At 66.0% G+C, this 26,000-nt stretch carries 25 protein-coding genes, 1 tRNA gene and 1 riboswitch; of the genes, 17 read left to right on the top strand and 9 right to left on the bottom strand.

Going from position 1 to position 26,000, the window contains the following annotated elements:
• The 3 genes from N5A93_RS09725 (at position 1) to N5A93_RS09735 (ending at position 4,407) form a co-directional block, all read left to right on the top strand.
• Entirely contained in the window at positions 1-1,551 is a 1,551-nt protein-coding gene (locus N5A93_RS09725; protein ID WP_268954893.1) for a proton-conducting transporter transmembrane domain-containing protein, read from the top strand.
• A 14-nt stretch (positions 1,552-1,565) separates the two neighbouring features.
• Positions 1,566-3,974, top strand: coding sequence for a YbcC family protein (locus N5A93_RS09730; protein ID WP_268954982.1), 2,409 nt, complete (start codon positions 1,566-1,568; stop codon positions 3,972-3,974).
• Between the two features lie 157 nt (positions 3,975-4,131).
• Entirely contained in the window at positions 4,132-4,407 is a 276-nt protein-coding gene (locus N5A93_RS09735; RefSeq protein ID WP_268954894.1) for a hypothetical protein, read from the top strand.
• Between the two features lie 147 nt (positions 4,408-4,554).
• Here the strand turns inward: N5A93_RS09735 and N5A93_RS09740 are convergent.
• Positions 4,555-4,631 (bottom strand) — tRNA-Met (locus N5A93_RS09740).
• Between the two features lie 70 nt (positions 4,632-4,701).
• Positions 4,702-5,256, bottom strand: coding sequence for a glutathione peroxidase (locus N5A93_RS09745; protein ID WP_268954895.1), 555 nt, complete (start codon positions 5,254-5,256; stop codon positions 4,702-4,704).
• A 91-nt stretch (positions 5,257-5,347) separates the two neighbouring features.
• Here N5A93_RS09745 and N5A93_RS09750 point away from each other — a divergent pair, with 91 nt between their 5' ends.
• Positions 5,348-6,787 (top strand): FAD-binding oxidoreductase, encoded by a 1,440-nt coding sequence (locus N5A93_RS09750; RefSeq protein ID WP_268954896.1) that lies wholly within the window; start codon positions 5,348-5,350, stop codon positions 6,785-6,787.
• A 1-nt stretch (position 6,788) separates the two neighbouring features.
• Here the strand turns inward: N5A93_RS09750 and hemC are convergent, their stop codons facing one another.
• Positions 6,789-7,736, bottom strand: coding sequence for a hydroxymethylbilane synthase (hemC, locus tag N5A93_RS09755; protein ID WP_268954897.1), 948 nt, complete (start codon positions 7,734-7,736; stop codon positions 6,789-6,791).
• A 95-nt stretch (positions 7,737-7,831) separates the two neighbouring features.
• On the opposite strand from hemC, the gene hemE reads away from it, so the two are divergent.
• Positions 7,832-8,866: a uroporphyrinogen decarboxylase gene (hemE, locus tag N5A93_RS09760; protein ID WP_268954898.1), complete on the top strand. Its 1,035-nt coding sequence runs from the start codon at positions 7,832-7,834 to the stop codon at positions 8,864-8,866.
• 168 nt (positions 8,867-9,034) lie between these two features.
• On the top strand, positions 9,035-9,274 hold the full coding sequence (locus N5A93_RS09765) for a type II toxin-antitoxin system Phd/YefM family antitoxin (protein ID WP_268954899.1): 240 nt from the start codon (positions 9,035-9,037) through the stop codon (positions 9,272-9,274).
• Between the two features lie 46 nt (positions 9,275-9,320).
• Here N5A93_RS09765 and N5A93_RS09770 read toward each other — a convergent pair whose 3' ends face one another.
• On the bottom strand, positions 9,321-10,532 hold the full coding sequence (locus N5A93_RS09770) for a glycerophosphodiester phosphodiesterase family protein (RefSeq protein WP_268954900.1): 1,212 nt from the start codon (positions 10,530-10,532) through the stop codon (positions 9,321-9,323).
• 52 nt (positions 10,533-10,584) lie between these two features.
• Entirely contained in the window at positions 10,585-11,409 is an 825-nt protein-coding gene (locus N5A93_RS09775; RefSeq protein ID WP_268954901.1) for a GGDEF domain-containing protein, read from the bottom strand.
• 187 nt (positions 11,410-11,596) lie between these two features.
• On the opposite strand from N5A93_RS09775, the gene N5A93_RS09780 reads away from it, so the two are divergent.
• The 4 genes from N5A93_RS09780 (at position 11,597) to cbiB (ending at position 15,153) form a co-directional block, all read left to right on the top strand.
• On the top strand, positions 11,597-12,811 hold the full coding sequence (locus N5A93_RS09780) for a bifunctional alpha/beta hydrolase/OsmC family protein (protein ID WP_268954902.1): 1,215 nt from the start codon (positions 11,597-11,599) through the stop codon (positions 12,809-12,811).
• A gap of 88 nt (positions 12,812-12,899) precedes the next feature.
• Positions 12,900-13,292 carry a DUF1636 family protein gene (locus N5A93_RS09785; protein ID WP_268954903.1) on the top strand — a complete coding sequence of 131 codons (393 nt, stop codon included), beginning with the start codon at positions 12,900-12,902 and terminating at the stop codon, positions 13,290-13,292.
• A gap of 5 nt (positions 13,293-13,297) precedes the next feature.
• On the top strand, positions 13,298-14,248 hold the full coding sequence (gene cobD / locus N5A93_RS09790) for a threonine-phosphate decarboxylase CobD (RefSeq protein WP_268954904.1): 951 nt from the start codon (positions 13,298-13,300) through the stop codon (positions 14,246-14,248).
• On the top strand, positions 14,245-15,153 hold the full coding sequence (cbiB, locus tag N5A93_RS09795; protein WP_268954905.1) for an adenosylcobinamide-phosphate synthase CbiB: 909 nt from the start codon (positions 14,245-14,247) through the stop codon (positions 15,151-15,153). The genes cobD and cbiB overlap by 4 nt, the downstream gene beginning before the upstream one ends.
• Here cbiB and N5A93_RS09800 read toward each other — a convergent pair.
• Positions 15,150-15,758, bottom strand: a complete 609-nt coding sequence (locus N5A93_RS09800; RefSeq protein ID WP_268954906.1) for a LysE family translocator — start codon at positions 15,756-15,758, stop codon at positions 15,150-15,152. The two genes, cbiB and N5A93_RS09800, sit on opposite strands and share 4 nt — an antisense overlap.
• A 134-nt stretch (positions 15,759-15,892) precedes the next feature.
• On the opposite strand from N5A93_RS09800, the gene N5A93_RS09805 reads away from it, so the two are divergent.
• Positions 15,893-17,086, top strand: a complete 1,194-nt coding sequence (locus N5A93_RS09805) for a lytic murein transglycosylase (protein WP_268954907.1) — start codon at positions 15,893-15,895, stop codon at positions 17,084-17,086.
• A 19-nt stretch (positions 17,087-17,105) separates the two neighbouring features.
• Here the strand turns inward: N5A93_RS09805 and N5A93_RS09810 are convergent, their stop codons facing one another.
• Complete coding sequence (locus N5A93_RS09810) at positions 17,106-17,690, bottom strand: hypothetical protein (protein WP_268954908.1); 585 nt, start codon at positions 17,688-17,690, stop codon at positions 17,106-17,108.
• 322 nt (positions 17,691-18,012) lie between these two features.
• Between N5A93_RS09810 and N5A93_RS09815 the strand changes: the two genes are divergently transcribed.
• The gene (locus N5A93_RS09815) at positions 18,013-18,309 is read left to right on the top strand and encodes a hypothetical protein (RefSeq protein ID WP_268954909.1); all 297 of its coding nucleotides are present in this window, start codon (positions 18,013-18,015) and stop codon (positions 18,307-18,309) included.
• A 361-nt stretch (positions 18,310-18,670) separates the two neighbouring features.
• Here the strand turns inward: N5A93_RS09815 and N5A93_RS09820 are convergent, their stop codons facing one another.
• Positions 18,671-22,177, bottom strand: a complete 3,507-nt coding sequence (locus N5A93_RS09820; RefSeq protein ID WP_268954910.1) for an AAA family ATPase — start codon at positions 22,175-22,177, stop codon at positions 18,671-18,673.
• Between the two features lie 144 nt (positions 22,178-22,321).
• Positions 22,322-22,544: riboswitch (cobalamin riboswitch) on the top strand.
• A 36-nt stretch (positions 22,545-22,580) separates the two neighbouring features.
• Here N5A93_RS09820 and N5A93_RS09825 point away from each other — a divergent pair.
• From N5A93_RS09825 to N5A93_RS09835, 3 genes are read left to right on the top strand one after another with little or no spacing between them, the layout of a single operon-like run.
• Complete coding sequence (locus N5A93_RS09825) at positions 22,581-22,745, top strand: CbtB domain-containing protein (protein WP_268954911.1); 165 nt, start codon at positions 22,581-22,583, stop codon at positions 22,743-22,745.
• A gap of 3 nt (positions 22,746-22,748) precedes the next feature.
• A complete protein-coding gene (locus N5A93_RS09830) occupies positions 22,749-23,429 on the top strand; it encodes a CbtA family protein (RefSeq protein ID WP_268954912.1) in 681 nt (226 codons plus the stop codon).
• Between the two features lie 56 nt (positions 23,430-23,485).
• Positions 23,486-23,986, top strand: a complete 501-nt coding sequence (locus N5A93_RS09835; RefSeq protein WP_268954913.1) for a hypothetical protein — start codon at positions 23,486-23,488, stop codon at positions 23,984-23,986.
• A gap of 7 nt (positions 23,987-23,993) precedes the next feature.
• On the opposite strand, the gene N5A93_RS09840 is transcribed toward N5A93_RS09835, so the two are convergent.
• Positions 23,994-24,323 carry a DUF1636 family protein gene (locus N5A93_RS09840; protein ID WP_268954914.1) on the bottom strand — a complete coding sequence of 110 codons (330 nt, stop codon included), beginning with the start codon at positions 24,321-24,323 and terminating at the stop codon, positions 23,994-23,996.
• Positions 24,324-24,449: 126 nt separating this feature from the next.
• Here N5A93_RS09840 and cobW point away from each other — a divergent pair, with 126 nt between their 5' ends.
• Together cobW and N5A93_RS09850 are read left to right on the top strand one after the other, a co-directional pair.
• Positions 24,450-25,523 (top strand): cobalamin biosynthesis protein CobW, encoded by a 1,074-nt coding sequence (gene cobW, locus N5A93_RS09845; RefSeq protein ID WP_268954915.1) that lies wholly within the window; start codon positions 24,450-24,452, stop codon positions 25,521-25,523.
• On the top strand, positions 25,517-25,993 hold the full coding sequence (locus N5A93_RS09850; RefSeq protein ID WP_268954916.1) for a GNAT family N-acetyltransferase: 477 nt from the start codon (positions 25,517-25,519) through the stop codon (positions 25,991-25,993). The genes cobW and N5A93_RS09850 overlap by 7 nt, the downstream gene beginning before the upstream one ends.
• Positions 25,994-26,000 lie beyond the last annotated feature (7 nt).

Here is a 26,000-nt window from a genome sequence, read left to right on the forward strand (position 1 = left end):
ATGACGTATCTCATGTTGCCGCTTGTCAGTCCGATCGTTCTGCTTTTGGCGTCACTTCATGCCGCGCGCCATCCAGGGAAACGTCCCGGGCTGGTGCCGAAACTTACCGAGGCGGCCGCATTCGTCGCCTTCGCTATCGCGGCATTGGCTGCAATGCTCCTCGCGGTCAAAGGCCCGGGCAGTTCGGCGCTGATCGGGATCTTCGGCATCGGCCTGTCGGTGCGGCTCGATGCGGTCAGCGCGGTGATGCTGGTGCTCGTCAGCTTCATCGGCTGGATCGTATTGCGCTATTCCAAGACCTACATGGATGGAGAGGCGCGGCAGGGGGCGTTCACAAGCTGGATGTCGGCGACACTGGCTGCGGTTCTGCTCCTTGTGATGGCTGGCAATCTGTTTCAGCTCTTCGCGGCCTGGACGCTGACCAGCCTGTCCCTGAACCGGCTGCTGCTGTTCTATCCCGAACGCGTCACGGCCCGTCGCGCCGCGCGCAAGAAGGCCATCGTGGCACGCACCAGTGAGATCGCCCTGGCTGGCGCTGTGATCCTTCTGATCGGCGCAACCGGAACCACCGACATCGAAACCATCCTGGCGACGGCACAAGCCAGTTGGCTGACGATGATCGCGGCCTTGCTGATCGCCATCGCCGCAGTGCTGGCATCCGCACAATTCCCCGCGCATGGCTGGCTGACCGAAGTGATGGAAGCCCCGACGCCGGTATCCGCCCTTCTGCATGCCGGTGTCATCAACGCGGGCGGGTTCCTCCTGATCCGGTTCGCCGACGTGATGCTCCTTGCTCCGGGGGTCATGGCGCTGCTTGTCATGCTCGGAGGGTTCACCGCGCTGTTTGGTGGCTTGGTGATGCTGACACAGCCTGCGGTCAAGACGTCACTGGCATGGTCGACCATCGCGCAGATGGCCTTCATGGTCATGCAGTGCGGCCTGGCGCTTTTCCCGCTGGCCTTGCTGCATATCGCGGCACACTCGCTTTACAAGGCGCATGCCTTCCTCAGTTCCGGCGAGGCCGTGCGAAATGTCGCGGCAATCCACCGCCCCGGACCGATTGCAGTGCCAAGTGCCCGCAACGTCGTGCAGGCCTTCGCCGTTGCCATCGTGATTTATGGTCTTGTCGGCGCCGTTCTCGGATTTGATGGGAAATCAATCCAGGCCATAGCCTTGGGCGTGATCCTGATCTTTGGCGTCGCCTACCTGCTGGCGCAAGGCTTTGCCGATGCTGCGCCGCGCGCGCTGATGCAGCGCACAGCGACCTATGCCCTGGTGACCTCGGTCAGCTATTTCGCGCTTCAGGTCGTCGCGCAGTCAGTCACCGCCGGCAGCCTGCCCACGACGCCCAGCCCCGGCCCCCTGGAATGGGCGCTTATCATCCTCGCCCTCGTAAGCTTTGGCTTTGTCGCCGTGGCGCAGGCGACATTCCCGCTCTGGGCATCGCATCCGGCAGCAGCCGGGCTTCGTGTTCACCTGACCAACGGCCTCTACGCCAATGCGATCTTCGACAAGCTTCTGGACGGATGGTCCAGGCGCTCAGCAAGCTGAAAGGGACAAAACTGATGTTTGCAAAACTCGAGACCTTCCCCGCCGCCCTTTTGGAACTTGTCTCAGCGGCCAACGGTGCGGCGAAGGCGATCCCACCGCTTTTCCCGCTCGCGGCGAATGTTGCGGTGAACCCTTTCCTTGGCCAGACCGGCGAACACCTCGCCGTCACCGGCGCGCGTTTGGCGCGGGTCGCGGGCACCAAGATGACGCCCCCGCGCGCGCACTGGACCAGGAAACTGGAGATCGGTGAAATCACGGAAGCGGACCTGATGGATGCACTAGCTGCGGTTGAAGGGCAGTTTGCTGTGCCAAGCCTGCGCGATATCAGAACCGCTTTGGAAAATGAACCCGCCGAACCCCAAGCCCTTCCCACCGTAGCCGAGCTTGCTGCGGAGGTTTCGGGCATTGACTGGCCGGGCCTGATCGAAGACCGCATCGGGGCCTGGGCCGCAGGTCATTTCGACCAGGGACAGGCACTCTGGCAGCAAGCCAAAACCGGTGGCGCCTTCAGCGCATGGCGGGATTTTGCCTCGCGCGATCTGACGCCCGAGATCCAGGGTCTCGAGGGCTTTTGCGCCTTTGTCGCCGACACCAACCGGTCGCATTGGCGCTGTATCGGCCGCGCATCGGAAAAGCTCGGCGTGACCCTCGCCGCCGCGCCAACCGCGTTCCACCGTTGGCTGATGACGCTGGGCGGATGGGCGCAATACGGGCGCTACCTTCTGTGGCAGGCTGAATTGAATGGCGAACAGGAGAATACCGTCACCGAGCTTCTGGCGATCCGCATGGTGTTCGACGAAGCGCTGTTCGAACGCTACGAAGACCAGATCGTCAACCGCTGGGCGGAGGCTGTCGTCGCCCACGAGTCACCTGTCATCCCATCATCGGACCTTGTCATCGACGCGGTGCTTCAGGACGCGGCAGAAAGGGCCGAGCAGCGTGCCCTGGGCGACAGGCTGCTGCGGACCAAACCGCGCAAGGCCGAAGAGCGTTCGGATGTGCAGGCGGCGTTCTGTATCGACGTTCGCTCCGAGGTCTTCCGCCGCGCGCTGGAGGCACAGGACGAGAGCGTCGAGACAATCGGTTTTGCCGGGTTCTTCGGGTTGGCCAGCGCCCACAAATGCGCTGGATCGGATGTGACCGAACTGCGCGGTCCGGTGCTCTTGCGACCGAGCGTGACATCACAGGCGGACGAACCCGAGAAGACCGACCTCAACCGCCGTTACATCGCACGGGCAAAACGTGCCTGGGGCCGGTTCAAGCTGGCGGCTGTCTCGTCTTTCGCCTTCGTGGAAGCCACAGGCCCGCTCTATGCAGGGAAACTCGTACGGGACTCCCTGGGTCTGGGCGGCCGGGTTAAGACGGATCCATCGCCCAGACTGGACCCGGAGATCGACCTGAAAGCGCGTGTTGAAATGGCTCAGTCAGTGCTGACAGCCATGTCACTTACGGATAACTTCGCGCGGATCGTACTGCTGGCCGGTCACGGCGCCGACGTCACCAACAACCCGCACGAAAGCGCGTTGCAATGTGGCGCCTGTGGCGGATACGCGGGGGACGTGAATGCCCGGCTTCTTGCGGGTCTGCTGAATGATCGTGACGTGCAGCTTGGGTTGCGTGAAGTGGGGATCGACATCCCTGCCGATACGGTATTCCTGCCCGCCATGCACCATACGACGACCGACGAGGTGACCCTCTTCGAGCAAGATTTGCCGGGGGAGAAACTGATAAGCGGACTCGCACAACTGCGAAAGTGGCTGGCGTCTGCCGGGCGCCTTGCGCGTGCGGAACGCATGCAACGTCTGCCGCGCGCAGATCAAGCAGCGACGGTCCCGTACCGGGCACGGGACTGGGCCGAGACACGTCCCGAATGGGGATTGGCCGGATGCCGTGCCTTCGTCGCCGCGCCGCGCCACCGCACGGACGGTGCGGACTTGTCCGGGCAGGTCTTCCTTCACAACTACGACTGGCGTCGCGATGACGGGTTTGGCGTTCTCGAATTGATCATGACGGCACCAGTCGTCGTCGCCAGTTGGATCAGCCTTCAATATTACGGCTCGACCGTGGCGCCCGGGCTATTCGGTGGTGGCAACAAGTTACTGCACAATGTGGTGGGTGGCATCGGCGTTCTCGAAGGCAATAATGGTGCCCCGCGTCCCGGCCTGCCGTGGCAGTCAGTCCACGATGGTGACGGGTTCCAGCACGATCCCCTGCGCTTGTCCGTAATCGTTGAAGCTCCTCTCGAGGCAATGACCGAAATTCTCGGGCGCCATGCCGCTGTCTGCGAATTATTCGATAATGGCTGGCTTCACCTGATCGCTATGGATGACAACGGCAAGCTGGCCTGGCGCTATCGTGGAAACCTGAAGTGGACATCATTCAAAACGCAGACCGACGTCACAAGCCAAGTTGCAGCGCAATAGTCCGTCTTTCCGCCCGCCCGGAATTGTGGATATGCCGTTGCGCGCGGGACATCTTTCTTAATTTCCAGGGTTTGGGAGGAAGGATATCTGTGTAGTCGGAGTCCCGTGTTCCGGCGCAAGTCTGGGAGAGCAGAGCGCTCGTGCTCAAGCGACAACGTTGGCCCTGTCCACCGAAGGACAGTTCGGCTTGGGCAAGACTGGGTACTTTTGGGATGGAATGTCAGCCGCCGATCCGCGCAGAACACCGGTTGATGTTCGCAAGAGGGCCGAGTGCCATCTCAGCCATGCTCAAGATAAGGCGCCTGGCATCGTCAGTGACGGTACAAGGCCCGTCACCTGCCTTGCCAAGTGGTTGATGAAGCTGCGCAAAAAGCGCGAGCGGGACATTGAGACATTTGGAAAAGAAATGATCGACGCGACAGAGCTAAGCTGACTGATCACGCAATCGCATTGTCATGCCATTGTGCGCAAACGATTTGGCACGTCCGTCGGCAGAGAAGCGGCAGACACAAAGTTCCGGCAATCCGAACTGAGAAGGATAAAGAGTTAATCCCTCGATAACTGAATTTGAGTGAAGTTATGGTAGCGGAGGAGGGACTTGAACCCCCGACACGCGGATTATGATTCCGCTGCTCTAACCACCTGAGCTACTCCGCCAGAACGAGGCGGTAGGTATGACAGGCCGTGCGTTGCGTCAAGGCGAAAAAACCGGATTCTCGCGGGCGTGTCAGCCGCCGGGAAGAAGGGGCTCGATCTCGCGGGTGATCCGCGACGCGCCGGGCTTGACCACCGAGCCCCAGGTTCCCGCGACGCTGCCGTCGGGGGCAAGCAGGATCTTGTTGAAGTTCCAGGCCGGTTGGAACCCTGTCGTTTCGTTCACCCAGCGATAGAACGGATGCGCATTCGACCCGCGCACATGGGTGATGGTGGTCATTGGCAGGTCGAGGCCGAAATTGACCTCGCAGAACTCGGCCACCTCGGCTTCGCTGGCAAGCTCCTGCTTGAAATCCTGCGAGGGCACCGCCAGCACCACCAACCCGCGGTCGCGGTAGCGGTCGTAAAGCGCCTGAAGCCCGTCATACTGGGGCGTGAAGCCACAACGCGAGGCGGTATTGACCACCAGCACCGGCTGACCGCGCCAATCGGCAAGCGAGAGCGTGCCGCCATCGATCGACTCGAAGCTCCAGTCGGGCGGCGCGGCAAGCGCGGGCGCGGCCAGAAGTGTGGCAAGCAGGGCGAGGACCGCATGAAGGCGGCGAAACAGGAACGGCATGGGTTTCATCCTTCGCAAGGTTGATGGCAATATAGAGTGCGGCGAAGGTGGGTCCAGAGGTGACTTGTATCCGCGCCGGGGCTGACGCATCTTCGGCGCCATGAAACATGACACAGACGGAAACCTCATGGATGCGCTTGGCGCCATTGTCGGCACGGCGCAAGTGATCACCGGCAAGGATGCCGAACCCTGGTCGCGCGAGTGGACAGGGCACGCGCGCTGGACGCCGCTGGCGGTGGTGCGCCCCGCCACCACCGAGGAGGTGGCGCAGATCGTGCGCCTGGCCAATCGCAGCGGCACCCCGATCGTGCCGGTTTCGGGCAATACCGGGCTGGTCGAGGGCACCTGTGGCGAGGGCGCGATCATGTTGTCGCTGGACCGGATGTCGGCGATCCGCGAGGTCCGCCCCGAGGCGCGCATCGCCATTGTCGAGGCCGGCGCGATCCTGTCGCGCATCCATGATGCGGTCGAGGAACACGGCTTGATCTTTCCGCTTTATTTCGGGGCGCGCGGTTCGGCGATGATCGGCGGCGCGTTGTCGACAAATGCGGGCGGGTCCAACGTGCTGCGCTATGGCAGCACGCGGCATCTTTGCCTCGGCGTCGAGGCGGTTTTGCCCAATGGCGAGATCGTTGACCTGATGAGCGAGCTGCACAAGGACAATTCCGGCTATGACCTGCGCGATCTGCTGATCGGAGCCGAGGGCACCTTGGGCATCATCACCGCCGCCGTGATCAAGCTGCACCCGAAGCCGCTGGCCTATGCGACGGCCACGGTGGCGGTCGCGTCGCTGAATGACGGGCTGGCGCTGTTGAACCGGCTGCAAAAGGAAAGCGGCGGCGCGGTCGAGGCGTTCGAATTCATGCCGGGCCTCTTCATGGATGCCTATCTGGAACGCCATCCCGAGGCGCGTGCGCCCTTCGAGGCGCGACATGACGTGAATATCCTTGTGGAACTGGGTGCGCTGGCGCCGCGCGATGCGACCCCCGGACCGGATGGCCAGACCCCGGTGGCGGCCCAGCTGGAAGAGGTTCTGACGGGGCTCTTCGAGGAGGGCGCCTTGCTGGATGCGGTGGTGGCGCAATCCGAGACGCAGCGCCGCGAGATGTGGGCGCGGCGCGAGGCCTCGGCCGAAGTGGCGCGGCTGCGCCCGGATGTGATCGACAACGATGTGGCGGTGCCGCTGGACAAGATGCAGGTTCTGCATGAGCGCATCACCGCGCGGGCGATCGAGCTGGACCCCGGATTGAAGCCGATCTGTGTCGCGCATCTGGGCGATGGCAACCTGCATTTCGCAGGCTGGCCCTCGAGCCAGGACCCGGCGGTTCACAAGGCGATCAAGGCCGCGGTCGACGAAGAAGCGGTGCGCCTTGGCGGCACGTTTTCCGCCGAACACGGGATCGGGCTGGCCAAGCAGTCGGCGATGCGGCGGTTCAAGAACCCCGCCGCGCTGGCGGCGATGCGGGCGATCAAGCAGGCGCTTGACCCCAATGGCATCATGAACCCGGGCAAGGTTCTGCCCGGAGAAGACCCCGATTAAGTCAGCCGCGCCAGTCGAAGAAACCGGGACCGGCACGTTCCAGCAGCTTCACGCCCATCTCGCGGCCGAGGGCTGCGCCGTCCCCGACAGGGGCGGTTTGGTCGTCCTCCAGCGCCTCGCTGCCATCGGGGCGCAGCACCTGCCCGCGCAGGCGCAGCGTGCCGCCGTCGATCTCGGCCAGACCGGCGATCGGGGTCTCGCAAGAGCCGTCAAGCGCCGCGAGAAAGGCCCGTTCGGCCGCAAGCCGCTGGCCGGTATGAGCATCATGGATCGCCGCCAGCATCCCGGCGGCGCGTCTGTCATCGGCGCGCCGCTCGATGCCGATGGCGCCCTGAGCCACGGCGGGCAGCATTTCCTCGGGGGCGATGGCGGCGGTGGCCACATCGGCGCGCCCGAGCCGGTTGAGCCCGGCCATCGCGAGAAAGGTGCAGGCGGCGACGCCGTCATCCAGTTTACGCAGCCGCGTCTGGACGTTGCCACGGAACTCCACCACCTCGAGATGCGGATAGGCCACCAGCACCTGCGCGCGTCGCCTGAGCGACGAGGTGCCGACCCTGGCGCCCGGCTCGAGATCGGCAAGCCCGCGCACATGGGGCGACACGAACGCATCGCGCACATCCTCGCGCGCAAGATAGGTGTCGAGCGACAGCCCCTCGGGCTGAAGGACCGGCATGTCCTTCATCGAGTGGATGGCGATGTCGATCTCGCCCTTCAGCAGGGCCTCTTCGATCTCGCGGGTGAACAGGCCCTTGCCGCCGATCTCCTTGAGGGGGCGGTCGATGATCCGGTCGCCGGTGGTCTTGATCACGACGATCTCGAAGGCCTCCTGCGCGAGGTCGAAAGCCGCCGCCAGCCGGTCGCGGGTTTCATGGGCCTGCGCGAGCGCCAGCGGCGAGCCGCGGGTGCCCATTTTCATCGGGGAGTCGGGTGTCGGCAAATCGCGTGTCATGGCGGTGGTTTAGCCATGTCCGAAGCCTCTGACAAGCGCAGGGTGCTTGACATTGTGACGCCGGGGGGCGACGACCAGCACAAACGGAGGATGACATGGCCGCCCAGAAGACAATCCTGAGAGCCCTTGCCGGTGAAACGCTGGAGACACCGCCGATCTGGATGATGCGCCAGGCCGGGCGGTATCTGCCGGAATATCGCGCGACGCGCGAGAAGGCGGGGGATTTCCTTTCGCTGTGTTACAACAGCGAGCTGGCGACCGAGGTCACCTTGCAGCCGATCCGCCGATACGGCTTTGACGGGGCGATCCTGTTTGCCGATATTCTGCTTGTTCCCCAAGCACTTGGCGCCGATCTGTGGTTTGTCACCGGGGAAGGGCCGCGCCTGTCGACGATCACGGAACAAGCCGGGTTCGACGCGCTGAAACCTGCCTGCGACATCCACGAAACCCTGTCCCCGATTTACCAGACCGTGCGCAACCTTTCGGGCGCCCTGCCCGCCGAGACGACGCTGATCGGATTCGCCGGTGCGCCCTGGACGGTGGCGACCTACATGATCGCCGGACGCGGCACCCCAGACCAAGGCCCGGCGCATGCCTTGAAGGCTGAAAACAAACCACTTTTCGACGCGCTGATGGGGCGGCTGACCGAGGCCACGATCGAGTATCTATCGGCGCAGGTGGCGGCCGGTGCGGAATGCGTCAAGCTGTTCGACAGCTGGGCGGGGTCGCTGAAAGGTGAAGATTTCGACAACTACGCGACCGCCCCTGCAAAACGCATCATCAAGGAGCTGAAAGCGCGTCATCCGGGCATCCCGATCATCGCCTTTCCGCGCCAGGCAGGCGACAAGTATATAGGATTCCACGAGGAAACCGGTGCCGACTGCGTGGCGGTGGATGATTCCGTCAGCCCCGAATGGGCCGCCGAGCATATCCAGGTTTCCGGCTGCGTTCAGGGAAATCTGAAGTCGAGTCATATGGTTACGGGTGGCGAGGCGCTGGTGCGCGAGACGAAGCGAATCGTCGAGGCGTTCCGCAACGGGCCGCATATCTTCAACCTTGGCCACGGCATCACGCCCGACGCGGACCCCGAGAACGTGCAGCTGATGATCGACACCGTCCGCGGCGCCTGAGCGCGTACAAAACGGACGTTTTGTACGCCGGTTTTGTACCCAAAACCGCGCCTTGCGCCCGGGCTTTGTACAAAACCGCAATCGTGGCACGGCGCGCGCATCGCTCGGGTATTGTTAACCATTCTGTTCCATCCTGCACGGATCACCCATGCAGGAGGCACAAGAAAGATGTTCACCGAGCTTCCCATCACCCGGTTTCGCGCAGAGCTGAGACCCTGGCTCGATCATCAGCTGGCCAGCGGCGACCGGCTGGTGCTGACGCGCCACGGCCAGCCGATCGGCGCGCTGGTCAGCATGAAGGATTTCAACGCGCTGGAGGAGGTCGAGCGCCATCGCGAGGAATTTCTGGAAGAGCGCCACGCGGAGCGTATGCGCGAATTCCGGGCGCTGAAAGCGGGCCGGTTGTAGCGCGCGCCCCTCGGGGCACGCGCGCCTTGCGGCGGGTTTCGCAGGCTCAGTCGAGGCCCATGCAGTTGGCGTAATAGGTCACCGTCGCGGGCCAGTCGCTGAAGATGCCGACGATCCCGGCATCCTGATGCAGCGCGCGCAGGATGTTGAAGTAATCGGCGTCGCTGTCGGTCACATCCGCGACCGACCGGAAATACCAGCCGCCCCCCGAGGTGAGCGGGCCGGAGCGTTCCAGTGTCCAGGTGATGAGCGACAGCCCGGCCGCGCGCGCGGCCAGCGCATAGGCGGAGGCGGTGAAATCGCCATCCCTGGGCGTGACCAGCATATTCATCGAAGGGGCAAGGTAATTGACGCCCTGCGCCTTGAGCGCGGCGAAATCCTGTTGCCAGGTTTCGGGGTCCTGTTCGTCGAAACCGTCATGCCACTGGACAAGGTAGACCGCCTGCGCGCCGAAATCGGGTTCGTTCCCGATCCAGTAGAGCACATCGTCGAGATTGAAGCTCTGCGCCCAGACATCCGAGGCGGGAATGCCGGCGGCCTTGTATTCGTCGATCATCTTCTGGGCGTAATCGGCCTGGCTGAAGCCGTCATGGGGCATTTCGACCGAAGGGGACTTGAGTTCGGGGGTGAATTTGGCGCCGAGCGACTTGAAGAGCTCGATCGACTCGGCATGGGTCATGAGCGTGCCGCCTTGGGTCGTGTAAAGATCGGTGCGCCAGCCCGCGGTGCCATCCATGTAACCGGCCAGCGTGGTGGCCGATGTGTCGGCGGCGTCCATCTTGCCAGTGAGGCTGCGGTACTGATCGAGCGTGATTTCAGCGGTGCGGCATTCGGCCTTGGCGGGTTCATCGCCCGAGGCGGGCGTGAAGGGGGTGATACAGGTCTCGGCAAGGTCCGAGGCCAGGATATCGGTGGTGGTGTGCAGATCGTTCTGCGCGTGGCGGCAGACCAGCTCGTGATCGGCGGTGAAGGTCACGTCGCATTCAAGAATGCCCGCGCCCATGCGCGCCGCGGCGCGGTTGGACTCGACCGTATGTTCGGGAAACATCATGGGCGCGCCGCGATGGCCGATCGAGAATTGCGACGCCTTGGGGGTCTGCCCGAGACAGGCGGCAAGCGTGTCCTTGAGCGCGCCATCCTGCATCCGGTCGATCAGGTAGGCGGGGCGCGGCCCGTAGGTGAGCTGGTCGGTGGCGGTCGCGGCGGTGGCGCTGACGCCCAGCGCGACGGCCAGGGCGGTGTTTGTCACAATACTCATCGGTTCCCTCTTGTGCATGTTTGGGTGATGCGCTGACGTAAACCTGTGCCGTTCAACGCGGCTGTGACGGTTTCGCCAAGCTTGTGTGACAGTCCGGCCCGTGGGCTTCGGGCGCGTCGAATGGCACGGGATCGGGTGACGATGGCGGGACGGGGCCGCGCGGCGCCGGGTCCGGGCCGCCACGGCAGACCCGGTCGCGGCCCTGTTCCTTGGCCCGGTAAAGCGCGGCATCGGCGGCGCGGATGGCAATCTCGATCCGGCGCGGATCGGTCAGCGAGGTGACCCCGAAACTGGCCGTCACCCGCACCGCGCGCGCGCCGATCCTGAGCGGCGTGTCGCGGATCGTGCCGCGCAGCCGTTCGGCCACGCGCAGCCCGCTGGAAAGACCCGTGCGCGGCAAGAGGATGACGAATTCCTCGCCGCCGAACCGCGCCACCAGATCGCCCGCGCGGCAATGGTTCATCAACCGTTGCGCCACCTGTTGCAGCGCCGCGTCGCCGCCGGGATGGCCGAACCTGTCATTCACCGATTTGAAATGGTCGATATCCGCCACGATCAGGGTCATCGGCCCGCGCGCCATGGCGGCGGCGCGCGCATGAAAGCTGTCGCGCGTCTGCGCGCCGGTCAGGGAATCGAAGCTGACCGCCTGCGAGAGGCGTTGCGCAAGGCGCTGCGCCTCGGCCATGCGGATGCCGAGCATATAAACCAGCGGCCCGGCCAGCATCCCCGCCACCGCCGCCGCGACCGGCCATGTGCGTATCAACAGATCGCGCGGTGTCATCACCGCATGAAGCGCCAGCGTGCCCAGCACGACACCGGCCACCGTCACGGCCGTGAACAGGCGGACATCGTTGCGGGTCTTGAGCAGCAGTCGCATTGGTGCATCCATCGCTTCGGGTGCTGTCACGATGGCGCGCAGGGGTTAACAAAGCCTCTGCCCGCGCCCGGCGAGCCCGATCAATTTGGCGCAAATCTTCACCTTGGCGTGACGGGGCGGTCACATATCTGGCCGCGGGGGCGGCAAGCCCCTACCCTTGAGAGGCACAGCAAGGAAAGGGCGCGCCATGTCGAGCGAGCGATTCACCTTCACCGGCCATTCCGGCGAGGCTTTGGCGGCAAGGCTGGACATGCCGCAGGGGCCGCATCTGGCGACGGCGCTTCTGGCGCATTGCTTCACCTGTTCCAAGGACAGCCACGCCGCAAGGCGCATCGCCGCGAGGCTGGCGGCGGCGGGCATCGCGGTCCTGCGCTTCGATTTTACCGGGCTCGGGCAATCGGAGGGCCGTTTTGCCGAGACATCCTTCACCTCGAATGTGGATGACCTGGTACTGGCCGCAAAGGCGCTTGCGGCGCGCGGCATGGCGCCGGGGCTGCTGATCGGGCATTCGCTGGGCGGTGCGGCGGCGCTGCGCGCGGCGCGCAGGATCGACAGCGTCAAGGCGGTGGTCACGCTGGGCGCGCCTTTCGATCCGGGCCATGTGCTGCAGAATTTCGGCAATGCGCTGGAGCGGATCGCCGAGGACGGGAGCGCCGATGTCGATCTGGGTGGCCGGCCGGTGCGCGTGGGTCAGGATTTCGTGCACAGCGTGCGCGCCGAGGATCTGGCGGGGGATATCGCCGGTCTGGGGCGGGCGCTGCTGGTGCTGCATGCGCCGCGCGACGCGGTGGTCGGGATCGAGAATGCAGGCCTGATCTTCGAGGCGGCGAAACACCCCAAGAGCTTCGTCACGCTGGATGATGCCGATCACCTGATCACCGGCGCGCAAGACGCCGAATATGCCGCCGGGGTGATCGCCGCATGGGCGGCGCGCTACCTTGATCTGCGCGCCCCCGCCCCGCCGCCCGGCGCGCCCGAAGGCGTGGTGCGCGTCAGCGAGGCCGATCCCGACGGGTTCTTGCAGGATATCCAGTCAGGGCCGCGCCATCACCTGCTGGCGGATGAGCCCGAGGCCTATGGCGGCACCGGGCAGGGCATGTCGCCCTATGGCTTTCTGGCGGCGGCGCTAGGGGCCTGCACCTCGATGACGATCCGCATGTATGCGCGGCGCAAGGGCTGGCCGCTGGATCACGTGAGCGTCGAGGTGAACCATGACAAGGTCCACGCGCAGGATGCCGGCACCGGAACGGATGAAAAGGCCGACCGCTTCACGCGGGCGGTGCGGCTGGAGGGTGACCTTGACGGCGAGCAGCGCGCCCGCCTGATGGAGATCGCCGACCGCTGCCCGGTGCATCGCACGCTGGAGCGGCGCTCGGAGATCGTGACCGAGGCCGCGGCATGATGAGGCGGGGCAGGCAAGGTCAAACCCCGCTTGCCAGAGAGGCCGAATCCGGGTTCAAGGGCGGGTGCAGCGTAACGAAAGGCCCGTCATGACCACCTGGATCACCATCTGCGACACCTGCAAACGCGACGATTGGGACGCCGAGACCCACCAGCGCCCGCATGGCGAGGACATGGCCGAACTGGTGGAAAAGCACGCCGCCGGGCGGGATGTGAGAACGCGGCGGGTGTCGTGCCTGATGGGCTGCGCGCATGGCTGCAACATCGCGATCCAGGCTGAAGGCAAGCTGTCCTATACGCTGGGCCGCTTCAGCCCGGACGACGATTCCGCCGCCGCCATCGTCGATTATGCCGAGCTCCACCGCGAAAGCGACAGCGGGCAGGTGCCCTATCGCCAGTGGCCCGCAGGGGTGAAGGGGCATTTCGTGACCCGACACCCGCCGCTGCCGGAAACCGAAGCCGAAGCCGAATCCGAAGGCTGACGCGGATGGGCGGCGCGGCGCGCGATCACGGCGGGGGGCTCGACGCGGCGGTGGCGCGTCATGGCGGCACCCGCGCGGGGTGGATCGACCTTTCGACCGGAATCAATCCGCTCCCCTACCCTGTCCCGCCTCTGCCCGGCGATGTCTGGAGCGCCCTGCCCGACAGCGCCGCCAGCACCGCGCTTGAGCGCGCCGCGCGCAGCCACTGGAACGTGCCCGAGGGCGCGGCGGTCCTGGCGGCACCGGGGGCGTCGGCCCTGATCGCGCGCCTGCCCGCGCTGGCCAGCGCGGCAAGGGTGCATATCGCGCCACCGACCTATAACGAACACGCCGCCGCCTTCGCAGCGCATGGCTGGGAGCTGGCGCAAACCGCCAAGGCCAGCGATGTCGCGGCGCGGGTCATCGTCAATCCCAACAATCCGACCGGCCACTGGCATGACGCGGCGGCGCTGGGCGCGCCTTTGACCATCATCGATGAAAGTTTTGCGGATATTCGCCCCGAGGGGTCGCTGATTGCCCATGCGGGCGAGCCGGGGGTGATCGTGCTGAAGAGTTTCGGCAAGTTCTGGGGCCTTGCCGGTTTGCGGCTGGGCTTTGCCATCGGCGCGCCGGACCTGATCGCGCGGCTGGGCGAGCTGCTGGGGCCGTGGCCGGTCTCCGGCCCGGCGCTGGCGGTGGGGGCGCTGGCGCTGAATGACACGGACTGGGCCGCGCGCACGCGCGCGCGCCTGGATAGCGACACGGCGCGGCTTGACGGGTTGATGCAGGGCGCGGGCGCTCAGGTTGCGGGGGGTTGCGCGCTGTTCCGTCTTTACCGGGTCGATAACGCGGCGGCCTGGCAAGAGCGGCTGGCGAAACACCATATCTGGAGCCGGCGGTTTCCCTATGCCGATGACTGGCTGCGGCTGGGCCTGCCCGCGCCGGGCGCGTGGAACAGGCTGGAGGGCGCGCTGTGAGCGGTGCCGGAGTCCTGGTGCTGGCGATGCTGCTGGACGCGGCGCTGGGCGAGCCGCGCTGGCTCTGGCGGCGCGCGCCGCACCCGGCGGTTTTGATGGGGCACGCGGTGGCCTGGCTTGAGGCAAGGTTGAACCGTGGCGGCGCCCGGCGCCTGAAGGGGATCGCGGCGCTGGTGCTGCTTTGCGCGGGCGCGGTGCTGATCGCGATGGTGCTGGGCCTGTTCGGCTGGCCGGTGGAAGTGATCGCGGCCGCCGTGCTGCTGGCGCAGCGCAGCCTGGTGGATCATCTGCGCGCGGTGGGCGACGGGCTGCGGCTGTCGCTGGACGCGGGCAAGCGCGCGGTGGCGATGATCGTGGGGCGCGATACCGCCGCCATGCAAGGCCCCGACGTGGCGCGCGCGGCGATTGAATCGGGGGCCGAGAACCTGAGCGACGGGGTGATCGCCCCGGCCTTCTGGTTCCTGGTGGCAGGGCTGCCGGGGCTGTTTCTTTACAAGGTGGTGAATACCGCCGATTCGATGATCGGATATCGCAATGCGCGTTACGCGCGCTTCGGCTGGGCGGCGGCGCGGCTGGATGATGTGCTCAACGTGATTCCGGCGCGGCTGACGGCGGGGCTGATCGCGCTGACCCATGGGATTGGCGGCTGGCGGGCGATCGCGGCGGATGCGCGGCTCCACCGTTCGCCCAATGCGGGCTGGCCCGAGGCGGCGATGGCGCGCGCCTTGGGCGTGGCGCTGGCGGGCCCGCGATCCTATGACGGGACGCTGCGGCATTTCCCTTATGTGAACGGGTTCGGCCAGAAGGTCATCGGCCCGCCTGAGGTGGAGGCCGCCTGCACCGCCTTGTGGCGCGCATGGGGCGCGGCGCTGGCCCTGTGCCTTGTGCTGGCGCTGATCGCCTAGCCCAGCAACAGCCAGAGCGCCACAAGCGCCAGCGCGATCCCGAAGCCCGTATTGATGCGCCGCGCCTGACGGTCGATGCGAAAGGCGGCGGCAAGGCGGGCGCCCGCGACCGTCCAGAGGGTGAAGGCCATAAGGTTGTTGAGCGTGAAGAATGTCGTGATCCAGAGCACCGCGCCCGCGCCCGAGAGCCCGCCTGTCTGCGGCGCGGTCGGCAGGAATTGCGAGAACATCAGCGCGATGATCATGTAGGCCTTGGGGTTGAGCAGCAACAAGAGCGCGCCACCCATTGCCCCGAGCGGGCGCGCGTGCCGCGCGGCCCCGCCCGCACCGGCGCGAAGAAAGCCCAAGGCCAGCCACAAGAGCCACGCCGCCCCGGCCCAGCGCAAGAGGCTCATGACCGAAGGGAGGCGTTCAAGCCCGGTGGCAAAGCCGAAGCCGATCAGCAGCGTCACGATCCATGTGGCGAGGTGATACCCGGCGCTGGCAGGCAAGCTGCGCCAAAGCCCGAAGCGCGCGCCATTGGCGGCAAAGACCATGTTGCCGGGGCCGGGGCTGTAGGCCAGCGGGAAAAGGAACAGCAATAGCGCGGCGGTCCAGTCGGTCATGAGGCGGCTCCGGTGGCGGGGTGCCAAGGCAGAATGCTTCGGCGCGCGCGCGCAGGCGACCCGGATCATGCGGTTTCGCCGCGCGCGGGGATCGCTTATTCTGGGCGGGAATGTATCAAGTGAGGACATCCCATATGCGCCCGTTTACCCGCCTTGCCGCCCCCTGTCTGACGGCCTTGTGCCTTGCCACGCTTACCCCCCTGCCCGCCAAGGCGCAGCAATGTGGCGGCGGGTTTCAGCAATTCGTCGCGGCGCTGGCCGATGAGGCGGTGGCGCGCGGCCATGAAAGGCAGGCGGTGGACCGCTTTCTGGCCGGGGTGCGCAAGGATCAATCGGTGCTGAACGCGGACCGGGCGCAGGGGGTCTTTCAGATGCCCTTCGTGGATTTCGCCCGCCGCCTGATCAGCGCGAACCGCCTCAACAGTGGGCGCGAGCTGGCGCAGCGTCATGATGCGGTATTCGACCGGATCGAGAGGGATTACGGGATCGACCGGGGTGTCTTGCTGGCCTTCTGGGCCTTCGAGACGGATTACGGCGCGGTGCAGGGCGATTACAACACCCGCGACGCGCTGGTCACGCTGGCGCATGATTGCCGCCGCCCGCATCTGTTCCGCCCGCAGATCTTTGCCGCGATGACGCTTTATGAGCGCGGCGATTTCAGCCCGCAGGGCACGCGCGGCGCATGGGCGGGCGAGATCGGCATGGTGCAGATGCTGCCGGAGGATATCCTTGAACATGGCACCGATGGCGATGGCGACGGGCATGTGGACCTCAAGGGATCGCCCGAAGATGCGCTGCTGTCGGGGGCGTCGATGCTGGCCGGGCTGGGCTGGCGCGCGAATGAGCCATGGTTGCAGGAAGTCACCCTGCCCGAGGGCATGAACTGGGCCGAGACGGGCTTGCGCACGCAGATGCCGGCGCGCGACTGGCAGGCGATGGGGGTGCGCCCGCGCCATGGGGAGATCGCGGGCGATCTGGAGGCCAGCATCCTTGTGCCGCAGGGGCGCGGCGGGCCGGCCTTTCTGGCCTATCCCAATTTCCGGGTCTATTTCGAATGGAACCAGAGCTTCGTCTATGTGCTGACCGCCGCCTATTTCGCCAACCGTCTGGAAGGCGCGCCGGTTTTTGACGCAGGGCGGCCCGAGCCGGGCCTGTCGGGCGAGGAGATGAAGGCGCTGCAACGCAAGCTTGCGGCGCGCGGTCATGACGTGGGCGAGGTGGATGGCATTCTGGGCGCGGGCACGCGGGCGGCGGTGCAGGACGTCCAGAAGGAACTGGGCCTGCCCGCCGACGCATGGCCGACGCGGGCGCTGTTGAACCGGCTGTAGCAGTACGCGCGCCGCGCCGTCAGTCGGCGACGCGCGCCAGCAGTTCCGCGGCGCGCTCGGGGCCGAACTTGTCGGCCAGCACCTGCGCGCGGGGCACCCATCGGTAGCGCGTGTCGTCGCGCATATGCGCCCAGAAAAGCCGCCCGCCCTTGCGCCAGGGATCGAGGATGATGCCCTTTTCCATCGGGTCGCCCTTGCGGCTGATCAGCGCGGTGCTGTGTTCGAGGCGGATATTGTTGGCATTGGCGACGGCGCGATGAATCTGAAGCGTCTCGAAGCGTTCGCGCTTGAGGCGGGCCTCCATGTCCATCGCCCAGTGCCAACACAGCCCGCGCGGCTTCACCCCCATGTTCACCTTGGTGTTATGCGTGAGCGGGCCGTCGGTGATCTGGTATTGCTGCGACAGTTCATAGGGATATTCATAGGCGATCCGGGCGGCGCGCTGCGCCTCTTCGGGGTCCACATCCGGGCCGAGCGCACGGATTTCATGCGCCAGTTCAGCGACCTCCTGATCGGTGGGAAGGACCGGGCCGATCCCGCCGGTGGAGCAGGCCGCAAGGGTCAGGACGGCGAGAAGAGAGAGGAGACGTAAGCATATCTGCATGACCCAAGCCCGGATTGTGAAACGAAAAACCGAGCGCAGAGCTAGCCGCTGCGCCCGCTCTTGTCGAGACAGGCCGGCACGCGCACACGCGGATGTGACGAGAAGGAAACAGCGCGGCTGTTGGGTGCAGCCACGGCACCACCCGCGCGCCAACCGGCCCGCACGCCGACAGATATTAATCTCCGACATCGCCGCTCTATAAACTTTAAGGCGATCCATACGCTTGCAGAACACGCCTCGGTTATTACACTCTTGCTGCTAGCATTGAGACCATGGCCCAAGACGGCAATGAACGCTTCAACAATCAAAGAGGACAGTAATCATGAGAAAGACTCTCGCAGCGCTTGCCGTCATCTTGACCGCCGCCGCCGCAAGTGCAGAAACGATCACTTTTGAAAGTGATGACGAGGTGAAGTTCATTCGGTGCACCAAATCGTTTGCAGGCGCGAATTGCGAGTTTATCGCGCCAATCGAATATCAGCTTTTAACATGCGTAGCTCTTGACGAACACGATATGCCGCTCGCTTCAGATATGACCGCTGGCGGCGTCGGGCAGGTGATGTTCCGTGACTTGGACCACGAAAAAATACACCGCGTCGTCTGTCGTCGCGCGATGTAAGGGTGACGGAGAAGCGGACAGGAGCCAGAAATGAAAAAACAGAACTGCGATATTGCAAGACCTGCGACGCGGTGATGCCGTGCGAAAAAAAGAGTCCGAACCACATATTGCACGTCATCCTGACTCTCATAACCGCCGGAATCTGGTTGATCGTTTATGCGCTTGTGGGCTTCGAAAGCTCGTTCAAGTCATGGCGCTGCCAGAAATGCCGCAATAAGTGTTAGGGTCCTGACGTCGACCGACCGGACGATTGAGTCCGCTTGTTGACTACTTGCACCTCGTCCAGAGCTCCATGCCTGTCCGCAGGTTGGACAAACCCGTCATCGGAACCCACATCAGCCAGCCCAAGCCCCGCAAGCGCTCAGGCGACCAGGGCTTCGGCCTTCTTGAGGTCGACGCTGACCAGCTGGCTGACGCCCTGTTCGGCCATGGTGACGCCAAAGAGGCGGTCCATGCGGCTCATGGTGACGGCGTGGTGGGTAATGATCAGGAAGCGGGTTTCGGTGCGGCGGCACATTTCGTCGAGCAGGTCGCAGAAGCGGCCCACATTGGCATCGTCGAGCGGTGCGTCGACCTCGTCGAGCACACAGATCGGGGCGGGGTTGGCGAGGAACACCGCGAAGATCAGCGCCAGCGCCGTGAGGGTCTGTTCCCCACCCGACAAAAGCGAGAGCGTCGCCAGTTTCTTGCCCGGCGGCTGGCACATGATTTCAAGCCCCGCGTCCAGCGGATCGTCGCTTTCGACCATCACCAGATTGGCGTCGCCGCCGCCGAAGAGATGCTTGAACAGCATGGTGAAATTCGAGTTCACCTGCTCGAAGGCGGTCAGCAGGCGTTCGCGCCCCTCGCGGTTGAGGCTGGCGATACCGTTGCGCAATTCGCGGATCGCCTGTTCCAGGTCCTCTTTCTCGGTGGCGAGGTTGTCGTGTTCCTCCTGCACCTCGCGGGCGTCTTCCTCGGCGCGCAGATTTACCGCGCCCAGCGCGTCGCGCTGACGCTTGAGGCGGTTCACATCGGCCTCGATGCTTTCGGAAGGCGGCATCTTTTCGGGATCGGCGGAAAGCTGTTCAAGCAGCTTTTCGGGGGTCGTGTCCTGTTCATCGGCGATGCGTTCAGCGGCGTAGGCGCGCGCGTCGCGCGCCGCGTCGGTGCGCGCCTCGGAGCGGGCGCGGGCCTCGCGGGCCTCGGAGGCGGCGCGCTCGCTGTCGCGCTCGGCGGTGACCGCCTCGCGCAGGGCGCCTTCGGCTGCTGAGAGCGCATCGGCGGCATCGGCGCGCCGCGCAGACGCGCGGTCGATCTCGCTGCCCAGTTCGGCGCGCTTGGCGGCGATGTCCTCGGGCGCGGCGGAAGCCTCGGCGAGTTCCGCCTCGGAGGCCGCCTTGCGCTCGGCCAGTTCGGCGCTGCGCTTTTCGGCGGTTTCAAGACGGTGCCGCCAGCCGCTGATTTCCTTGGTCACTTCCTGCGCGCGCCGGGTGCGGGCCTCGCCCTCGCGGCGCAGTTCATCGTGGTTCGAGCGGCGCGCCATCATGGTCATGCGCGCGGCCTCGACCGTCATTTTCACGTCCTCCACCCCGGCGCGGGCGGAATCGAGATCGCCCAGTTCGCCCAGCCCCTTTTCGGCCTCGGCCAGTTGGGCGCGCGCGGCCAGGGCCTCTTCCTCGTGGCGGGTGACGGCGAGGCCCATGGATTCAAGCTTGGACTGGGCAAGGTTGCGGTCGGCCTCGGCGCGGCTGAGGGCGCGGTTGGCCTGGTTGAGTTCGCCGTCTGCGGTGCGGCGATCCTCGCGGGCCTGCTTGTCGGCCTCGATCAACTCGGCGAGCCGGGCGCGCAACGTGTCATGCGCGGCCACGGCACCTTCGGCGCGGGCGGTGGCATGGGCAAGCTGCTGCTTGAGTTCCTCGAGCCGGTTGAGCTGCTGAAGGCGCAGCGCGGCGGCGGAGGGCGCGTCTTCGGCCCAGGCGCGGTAGCCGTCCCAGCGCCAGAGATCGCCCTCGGTCGTGACCAGCCGCTGGCCGGGTTTGAGAAGCGGTTGCAGGCGCGGGCCATCATCGGGTTCGATCAGGCCGATCTGGGACATGCGCCGCGCCAGCACCTCGGGGATGGTGAGATGGGCCGAAAGGGCGCTGACGCCTTCGGGCAGGGTCTGGGAGGTGCCATAGCCGGGCAGGAGCGCCCAGCCGGTCGGCCCGTCGGGATCGACCTGCGGCGCGCGCAGATCGTCGGCGAGCGCCGCGCCAAGCGCCTTTTCATAGCCCGGCGCGACCTGCAACAAATCAAGGATCTGCCCGCCTTCGGCGGTGTCGCGCTCGACCAGGCGCGCCAGCGCCGACACTTCGGCGGACAGCGCGTTGACCTCGCCCTCGGCCTCGGAGCGCTGCGCGCGGGCGGTGGCCTCGCGGGTCTGGGTTTCGGCGCGGGCCTCGTCGGCGGCGTTGAGCGCGTCCTCGGCCTGCTGGGCCTTTGTGACGGCGGCGGCTTCGGCGGCCTGCGCCGCCTCGAAATCATGGCCCGCGCGTGACAGCGCCTCGCGGGCGGTGGCGGCGGCCTCGCGCGCACGGGCGGCTTCGGATTCGCTTTTCTCGAGGGTCTTGCGGCTGTCTTCGAGGAAGCGTTGCGCCGATTGGTGGCGCGCGGCGAGGCGGGCCACATCCTCGGTCAGCTGGCTGAGCCGGGTCTCGCGGTCCTGCAAGACCTGTGCGGCCTCGTGCGATTCGGCGGCGGCGTCTGCCAGCTTGGCGTCATGGCCTTCGCTGGCGCGGGCCAGTTCGCGGGCCTCCCATTCCAGCCGGTCGATGGTTTCGCCGGCATCGCGGTTGAGCCCGGATTCACGCTCGATATCACGCGACAGCTGTTCGATGCGCCCTTCGAGCGTTTCGATCCGGGCGCGGGCGTTGTGTTCCTGCTCCTTGAGGCTGTCGCGCTGCACTTCGAGCCGTTGCAGGATGGCGGCGGCGATGGCCTCTTCCTCGCGCAGGGGCGGAAGCGCCTCTTCGGCCTTGGCGCGGGCCTTGGCCGACTCGCGCGCGGCGGATTCGGCGCGGGCGGCGGCGGCGGTGCGTTCGCGCAGATCGTCCTCGGCGCGGGCGCGGGCCTCGTCGGCCTCTTTCCAGCGGCGATACAGCAGCAGCCCTTCGGCCTGACGCAGGTCTTCGCCGATGGCGCGGTAGCGGGCGGCCTGTTTGGCCTGGCGCGCCAGTTGCGACAATTGCCCGGCCAGCTGCTCGATCACGTCATCGACGCGCGCAAGGTTCTGTTCGGCGCCCTTGAGTTTCAGCTCGGCCTCATGGCGGCGCTGGTAAAGCCCCGAGATCCCGGCGGCCTCTTCGAGGATGCGGCGGCGGGCCTTGGGCTTGGCGTTGATCAGTTCGGAAATCTGCCCCTGGCGCACCAGCGCGGGCGAATGCGCGCCGGTCGAGGCATCCGCAAACAGCATCTGCACGTCGCGCGCGCGCACATCCTTGCCGCCCGCCTTGTAGGCCGAACCGACATCGCGGGTGATGCGGCGGACGATCTCGAGATGGTCGGAGTCGTTGAACCCGGCGGGGGCGAGGCGGTCGGTATTGTCGATATGGATCGACACTTCGGCGAAATTGCGCGCCGGACGGGTGGCGGCCCCGGCGAAGATCACGTCCTCCATACCGCCGCCACGCATCGCCGTGGGACGGTTTTCGCCCATCACCCAGCGCAGCGCCTCGAGCAGGTTCGACTTGCCACAGCCATTCGGCCCGACCACCCCGGTCAGACCATGCGAGATATGCAGGTCGGTGGGGTCGACGAAGCTTTTGAAGCCGGTCAGTCTGAGCTTGGTGAACTGCAAGGGCACCTCGGGCGCGTGATTCCGGTATGAGGGGAAATGTGGGGCGTGCATGTGTGCGCTGTCAACGCCAAACCCCAGAATATGGGTCAATGCGGGTAGTTATCCACAAGATATATGCGTAACCGGCGGAAAATGGCGCGGCACGGCGCGGCAGCGATGCATCAGTTCATCCTTGACGCAGCCCCCATGCCGGGGTCATACCGGAGACGCAAAGGTTCCCTTCAGGGCGCAAAGCGCCTTTCGGGATAATTAGGGAATGACGTGACGGCGGACCCAATCAGGGCGCCCAATCGTCAGCCGCCCCCGCGACTGTGAGCGGAGAGCCCCTGCCATCATGCCACCGGCCAAGACACCGGGAAGGCGGCAGTTCAGGCGACGACCCGCAAGCCAGGAAACCAGCCCTTGCATGATGAAACCCAACGCCTCGGGTGAGAGGCTATAAGGAGTGACCACCATGAGCACATTGGCTCAATCCACCGTCGCAACCACGGTATTGCCCTTCGTCGCCGCCATGCTGATCGGGCTTGGCATCGTTACGCTTGCCGGCCATGTACAGGCCGCCGCGCTGCATGACGCCGCCCATGACGTGCGCCACGCCACCGGCTTTCCCTGCCACTGAACCATGTTTCAGAAAATTCTGACCAGCGCGTTGTTCGCTGGGTTCTGCGCGGGGCTGATCGCCGCCGCGCTGCAGCTCGCATTCGTGCAGCCGGTGCTGCTGCATGCAGAGCTTTATGAAGGCGGGGAGCTTGCGCATTTCGCCACGCCCCCTGCCAGTGCGGATCCCGAACTGCCGGGGTTCGATCCGGTGCGCGACGGGCTGAGCATCCTGTTTTCGGCGCTCATCTATGTGGGCTACGGGATGATCCTTGTGGCCTGCATGGCCTTTGCCGCGATGCGCGGCGCGCAGATCGACGCGCGGCGCGGGATCGTTTGGGGCATCGCGGGTTTCGTGGCGGTGCATTTCGCCCCGGCCGTTTCGCTGCCCCCCGAAGTGCCGGGCGTGGCCGCCGCCGATATTGGCGCGCGCCAGATCTGGTGGTGGGGCACGGTTGCGGCCAGTGCCACGGCACTGGCGCTGATCGGCTTCGGCAAGGGCTGGCCCGCCTGGGGCGCGGCGATCCTGCTGTTGCTGGCGCCGCATGTGATCGGCGCGCCGCATCCCGACGCCTTTGCCGGGCCGGTCCCGCCCGAGATCGCGGCGCTGTTCGCGGCGCGCGCGCTGGGCACCGGGTTGGCGGCATGGGCCGTTCTGGGCCTGTTGGCCGGGTATTTCTGGCAACGCGAATCGGCCTCGGCCTGAGATACGACCCGGTCCGGCGGCCCCCTGTCGCCGGACCCAGATGAGGAGCGACGAGAATGCCCAGGACCTTCATCTTTCTGCTGATCGGGCTGTTTTTCGGCACCGGTTTCGGATTCCTGCTGGCGGCCACCTCGGGCGCGGAGCTGGAGGGGCACGACCACGGCGCCGACAGCGCGGTGCATGACCACGCCGCCCATCAGCATGAGAGCGGCGAGAGCCATGACCATGACGCCCTGACCGAGTCCGGGACACCGGCCCCGACTCTGGCCCTGAAGGTCCATCCCGACGGGCCGCAAAGCCGCAATCTGGAATTGGTGGTCGAGAATTTCACCTTTGATCCTGAGGGGGTGAACGGCCCGCATGTGCCCGGCCACGGCCATGCGCATGTCTATCTGAACGGCGTCAAGCTGGCGCGCGCCTATGGGCGCTGGCAGCAGCTTCATGCCCTGCCAAAGGGGCGGCATGAATTGCGCGTGACCCTCAATGCCAACGATCATTCGGTGCTGGCCGTGGATGGTGAACCGATCGCCGCCGAACTGGAGCTGGTGATCGAATGACCCGCGCTTACGCAGGCACCCGCCCCACAAGGCAGAAGCGCAGGCGCCCCGCGCCGCGGGCGTCCTCGATCCAGCCATCGGGCTGCGCGGCATATAGCGCCGCGAAGGCCAGCGTGTCGTCGAGGTCGCGCGCCGGGTCGATCCCGGCGAAAAGATATGTCGCCTTGCCCGGCGCGCTGAACGCCAGCGACAGGGGCTGCGCGCACATCGAAAGGCAGGGATGTTCCTGCACATCGGTGCCCGTCCCGAGCGCCCCGCGCAGCCGGGCGGCAAAGCCGCTGCCATCCGGCGCGCCCGCGCCCGTTTCACAGGTCGAGCATATGACGATGCGATCCATGGCCCCGGCCCTCCTCGGCCCGATCCGGTCAAGCCAGACCCGCCTAGGACAGGGCCGCGCCGCTGGCAAGCCCCTCGAACACCGCCCCGCACATCCCAACGCCATTCCCCGAAAGGAGGCATCCTGATGCCAGCCAAGATACCCGCCACAATCGTCACCGGATTTCTGGGCGCCGGAAAGACCACGCTGATCCGGCACATGCTGGAACATGCCAACGGCAAGCGCATCGCGCTGATCATCAACGAGTTCGGCGATCTGGGCGTGGATGGCGGCATCCTGAAGGGCTGCGGCATCGAGGGCTGCGCCGATGACGACGTGATGGAACTGAGCAATGGTTGCATCTGCTGCACCGTGGCCGAGGATTTCATTCCCACCCTGCAAAAGCTGCTGGAGCGCGACGCGCCGCCCGATCATATCGTGATCGAAACCAGCGGCCTTGCCTTGCCCCAGCCCCTGGTGAGGGCGTTCAACTGGCCCGAGATTTCCACCCGCGTCACGGTGGACGGGGTGGTCACTGTGGTGGATGGCAAGGCCGTGGCCGAGGGCCGGTTCGCCCATGACGTGGCGGCGGTGGACGCCCAGCGCGCGCTGGACGAGAACCTTGACCATGAAACGCCGCTCTCGGAACTTTTCGCCGACCAGATGGCCTGCGCCGACATGATCGTCGTCAACAAGGCCGACCTGCTGGACGAGGCCGAGGCCGAAAGCCTGACCGGCAGGCTGCGCGAAGACAGCCGCGACGGCGTGCAGGTGGTCAAGGCCACGATGGGGGCGCTGCCGGTGGATGTGCTGCTGGGTCAGGGCATCGGCGCCGAGGGTGACATGGCGGCGCGCCATGAGATCCATCACCATCATCACCATGATGACGCGGAGGACGGCGAGGACCACGACCATCACCACGATCACGACCATGACGATTTTGAATCCTTCGTCGTGACGCGCCCCGAAATCAGTGACCCGGCGCGCTTTGCCCGAGAGGTGGCCGATGTGATCCGCGCGCATGATATCCTGCGGCTCAAGGGGTTCATGGCGGTGACGGGCAAGCCCATGCGCATGACGCTTCAGGCGGTGGGGCCGCGCGTGGACAGCTATTTCGACCGCCCCTTCGGCGCCGAGCCGCGCGAAACCCGGCTGGTGGTGATCGGTCAGGCGGGGCTGGACCGCGCGGCGATCACGCAGGCGCTGTCGCGCCCATGCTGATCGTTGCGCCGGACGATCCCTGCGCGCCCGGCCCGCGCGCCCTGCTGGAGGACAGCCGCGCCTTGATGCTGGGCCTGTTTCCCGCAGCGGATTGCTATGGGCTGACGCCCGAGGCGCTGAAAGCACCGGGCATCGTCTTTTTCACCGCCCGCGAGGTCGGCGCGGTGCTGGGTACCGGGGCGCTGGCGGTGCTGGAGGGTTACGGCGAGGTCAAGGCGATGTTCACCGCGCCCAACGCGCGGGGCCGGGGCGTGGGGGCTGCGCTGTTGCGCCAGATCGAGGACGAGGCGCGCGCCCGCGCCCTGCCCTGCCTGCGTCTTGAGACCGGCAAGGGGCTCGACGATGCGATCCGCCTTTACCAGCGCCACGGGTTCGCGCAGCGCGGGATTTTCGGCGATTACCAACCCAACGAGACCAGTGTTTTCATGGAGAAGCCGCTGGATCAGGCAGGCGCCGCGCGCACCATTTGAAAGGCCA

Origin of the sequence: Roseovarius salincola, from assembly GCF_026891095.1 — a bacterium.
Classification (GTDB): Bacteria; Pseudomonadota; Alphaproteobacteria; order Rhodobacterales; family Rhodobacteraceae; genus Roseovarius; species Roseovarius salincola.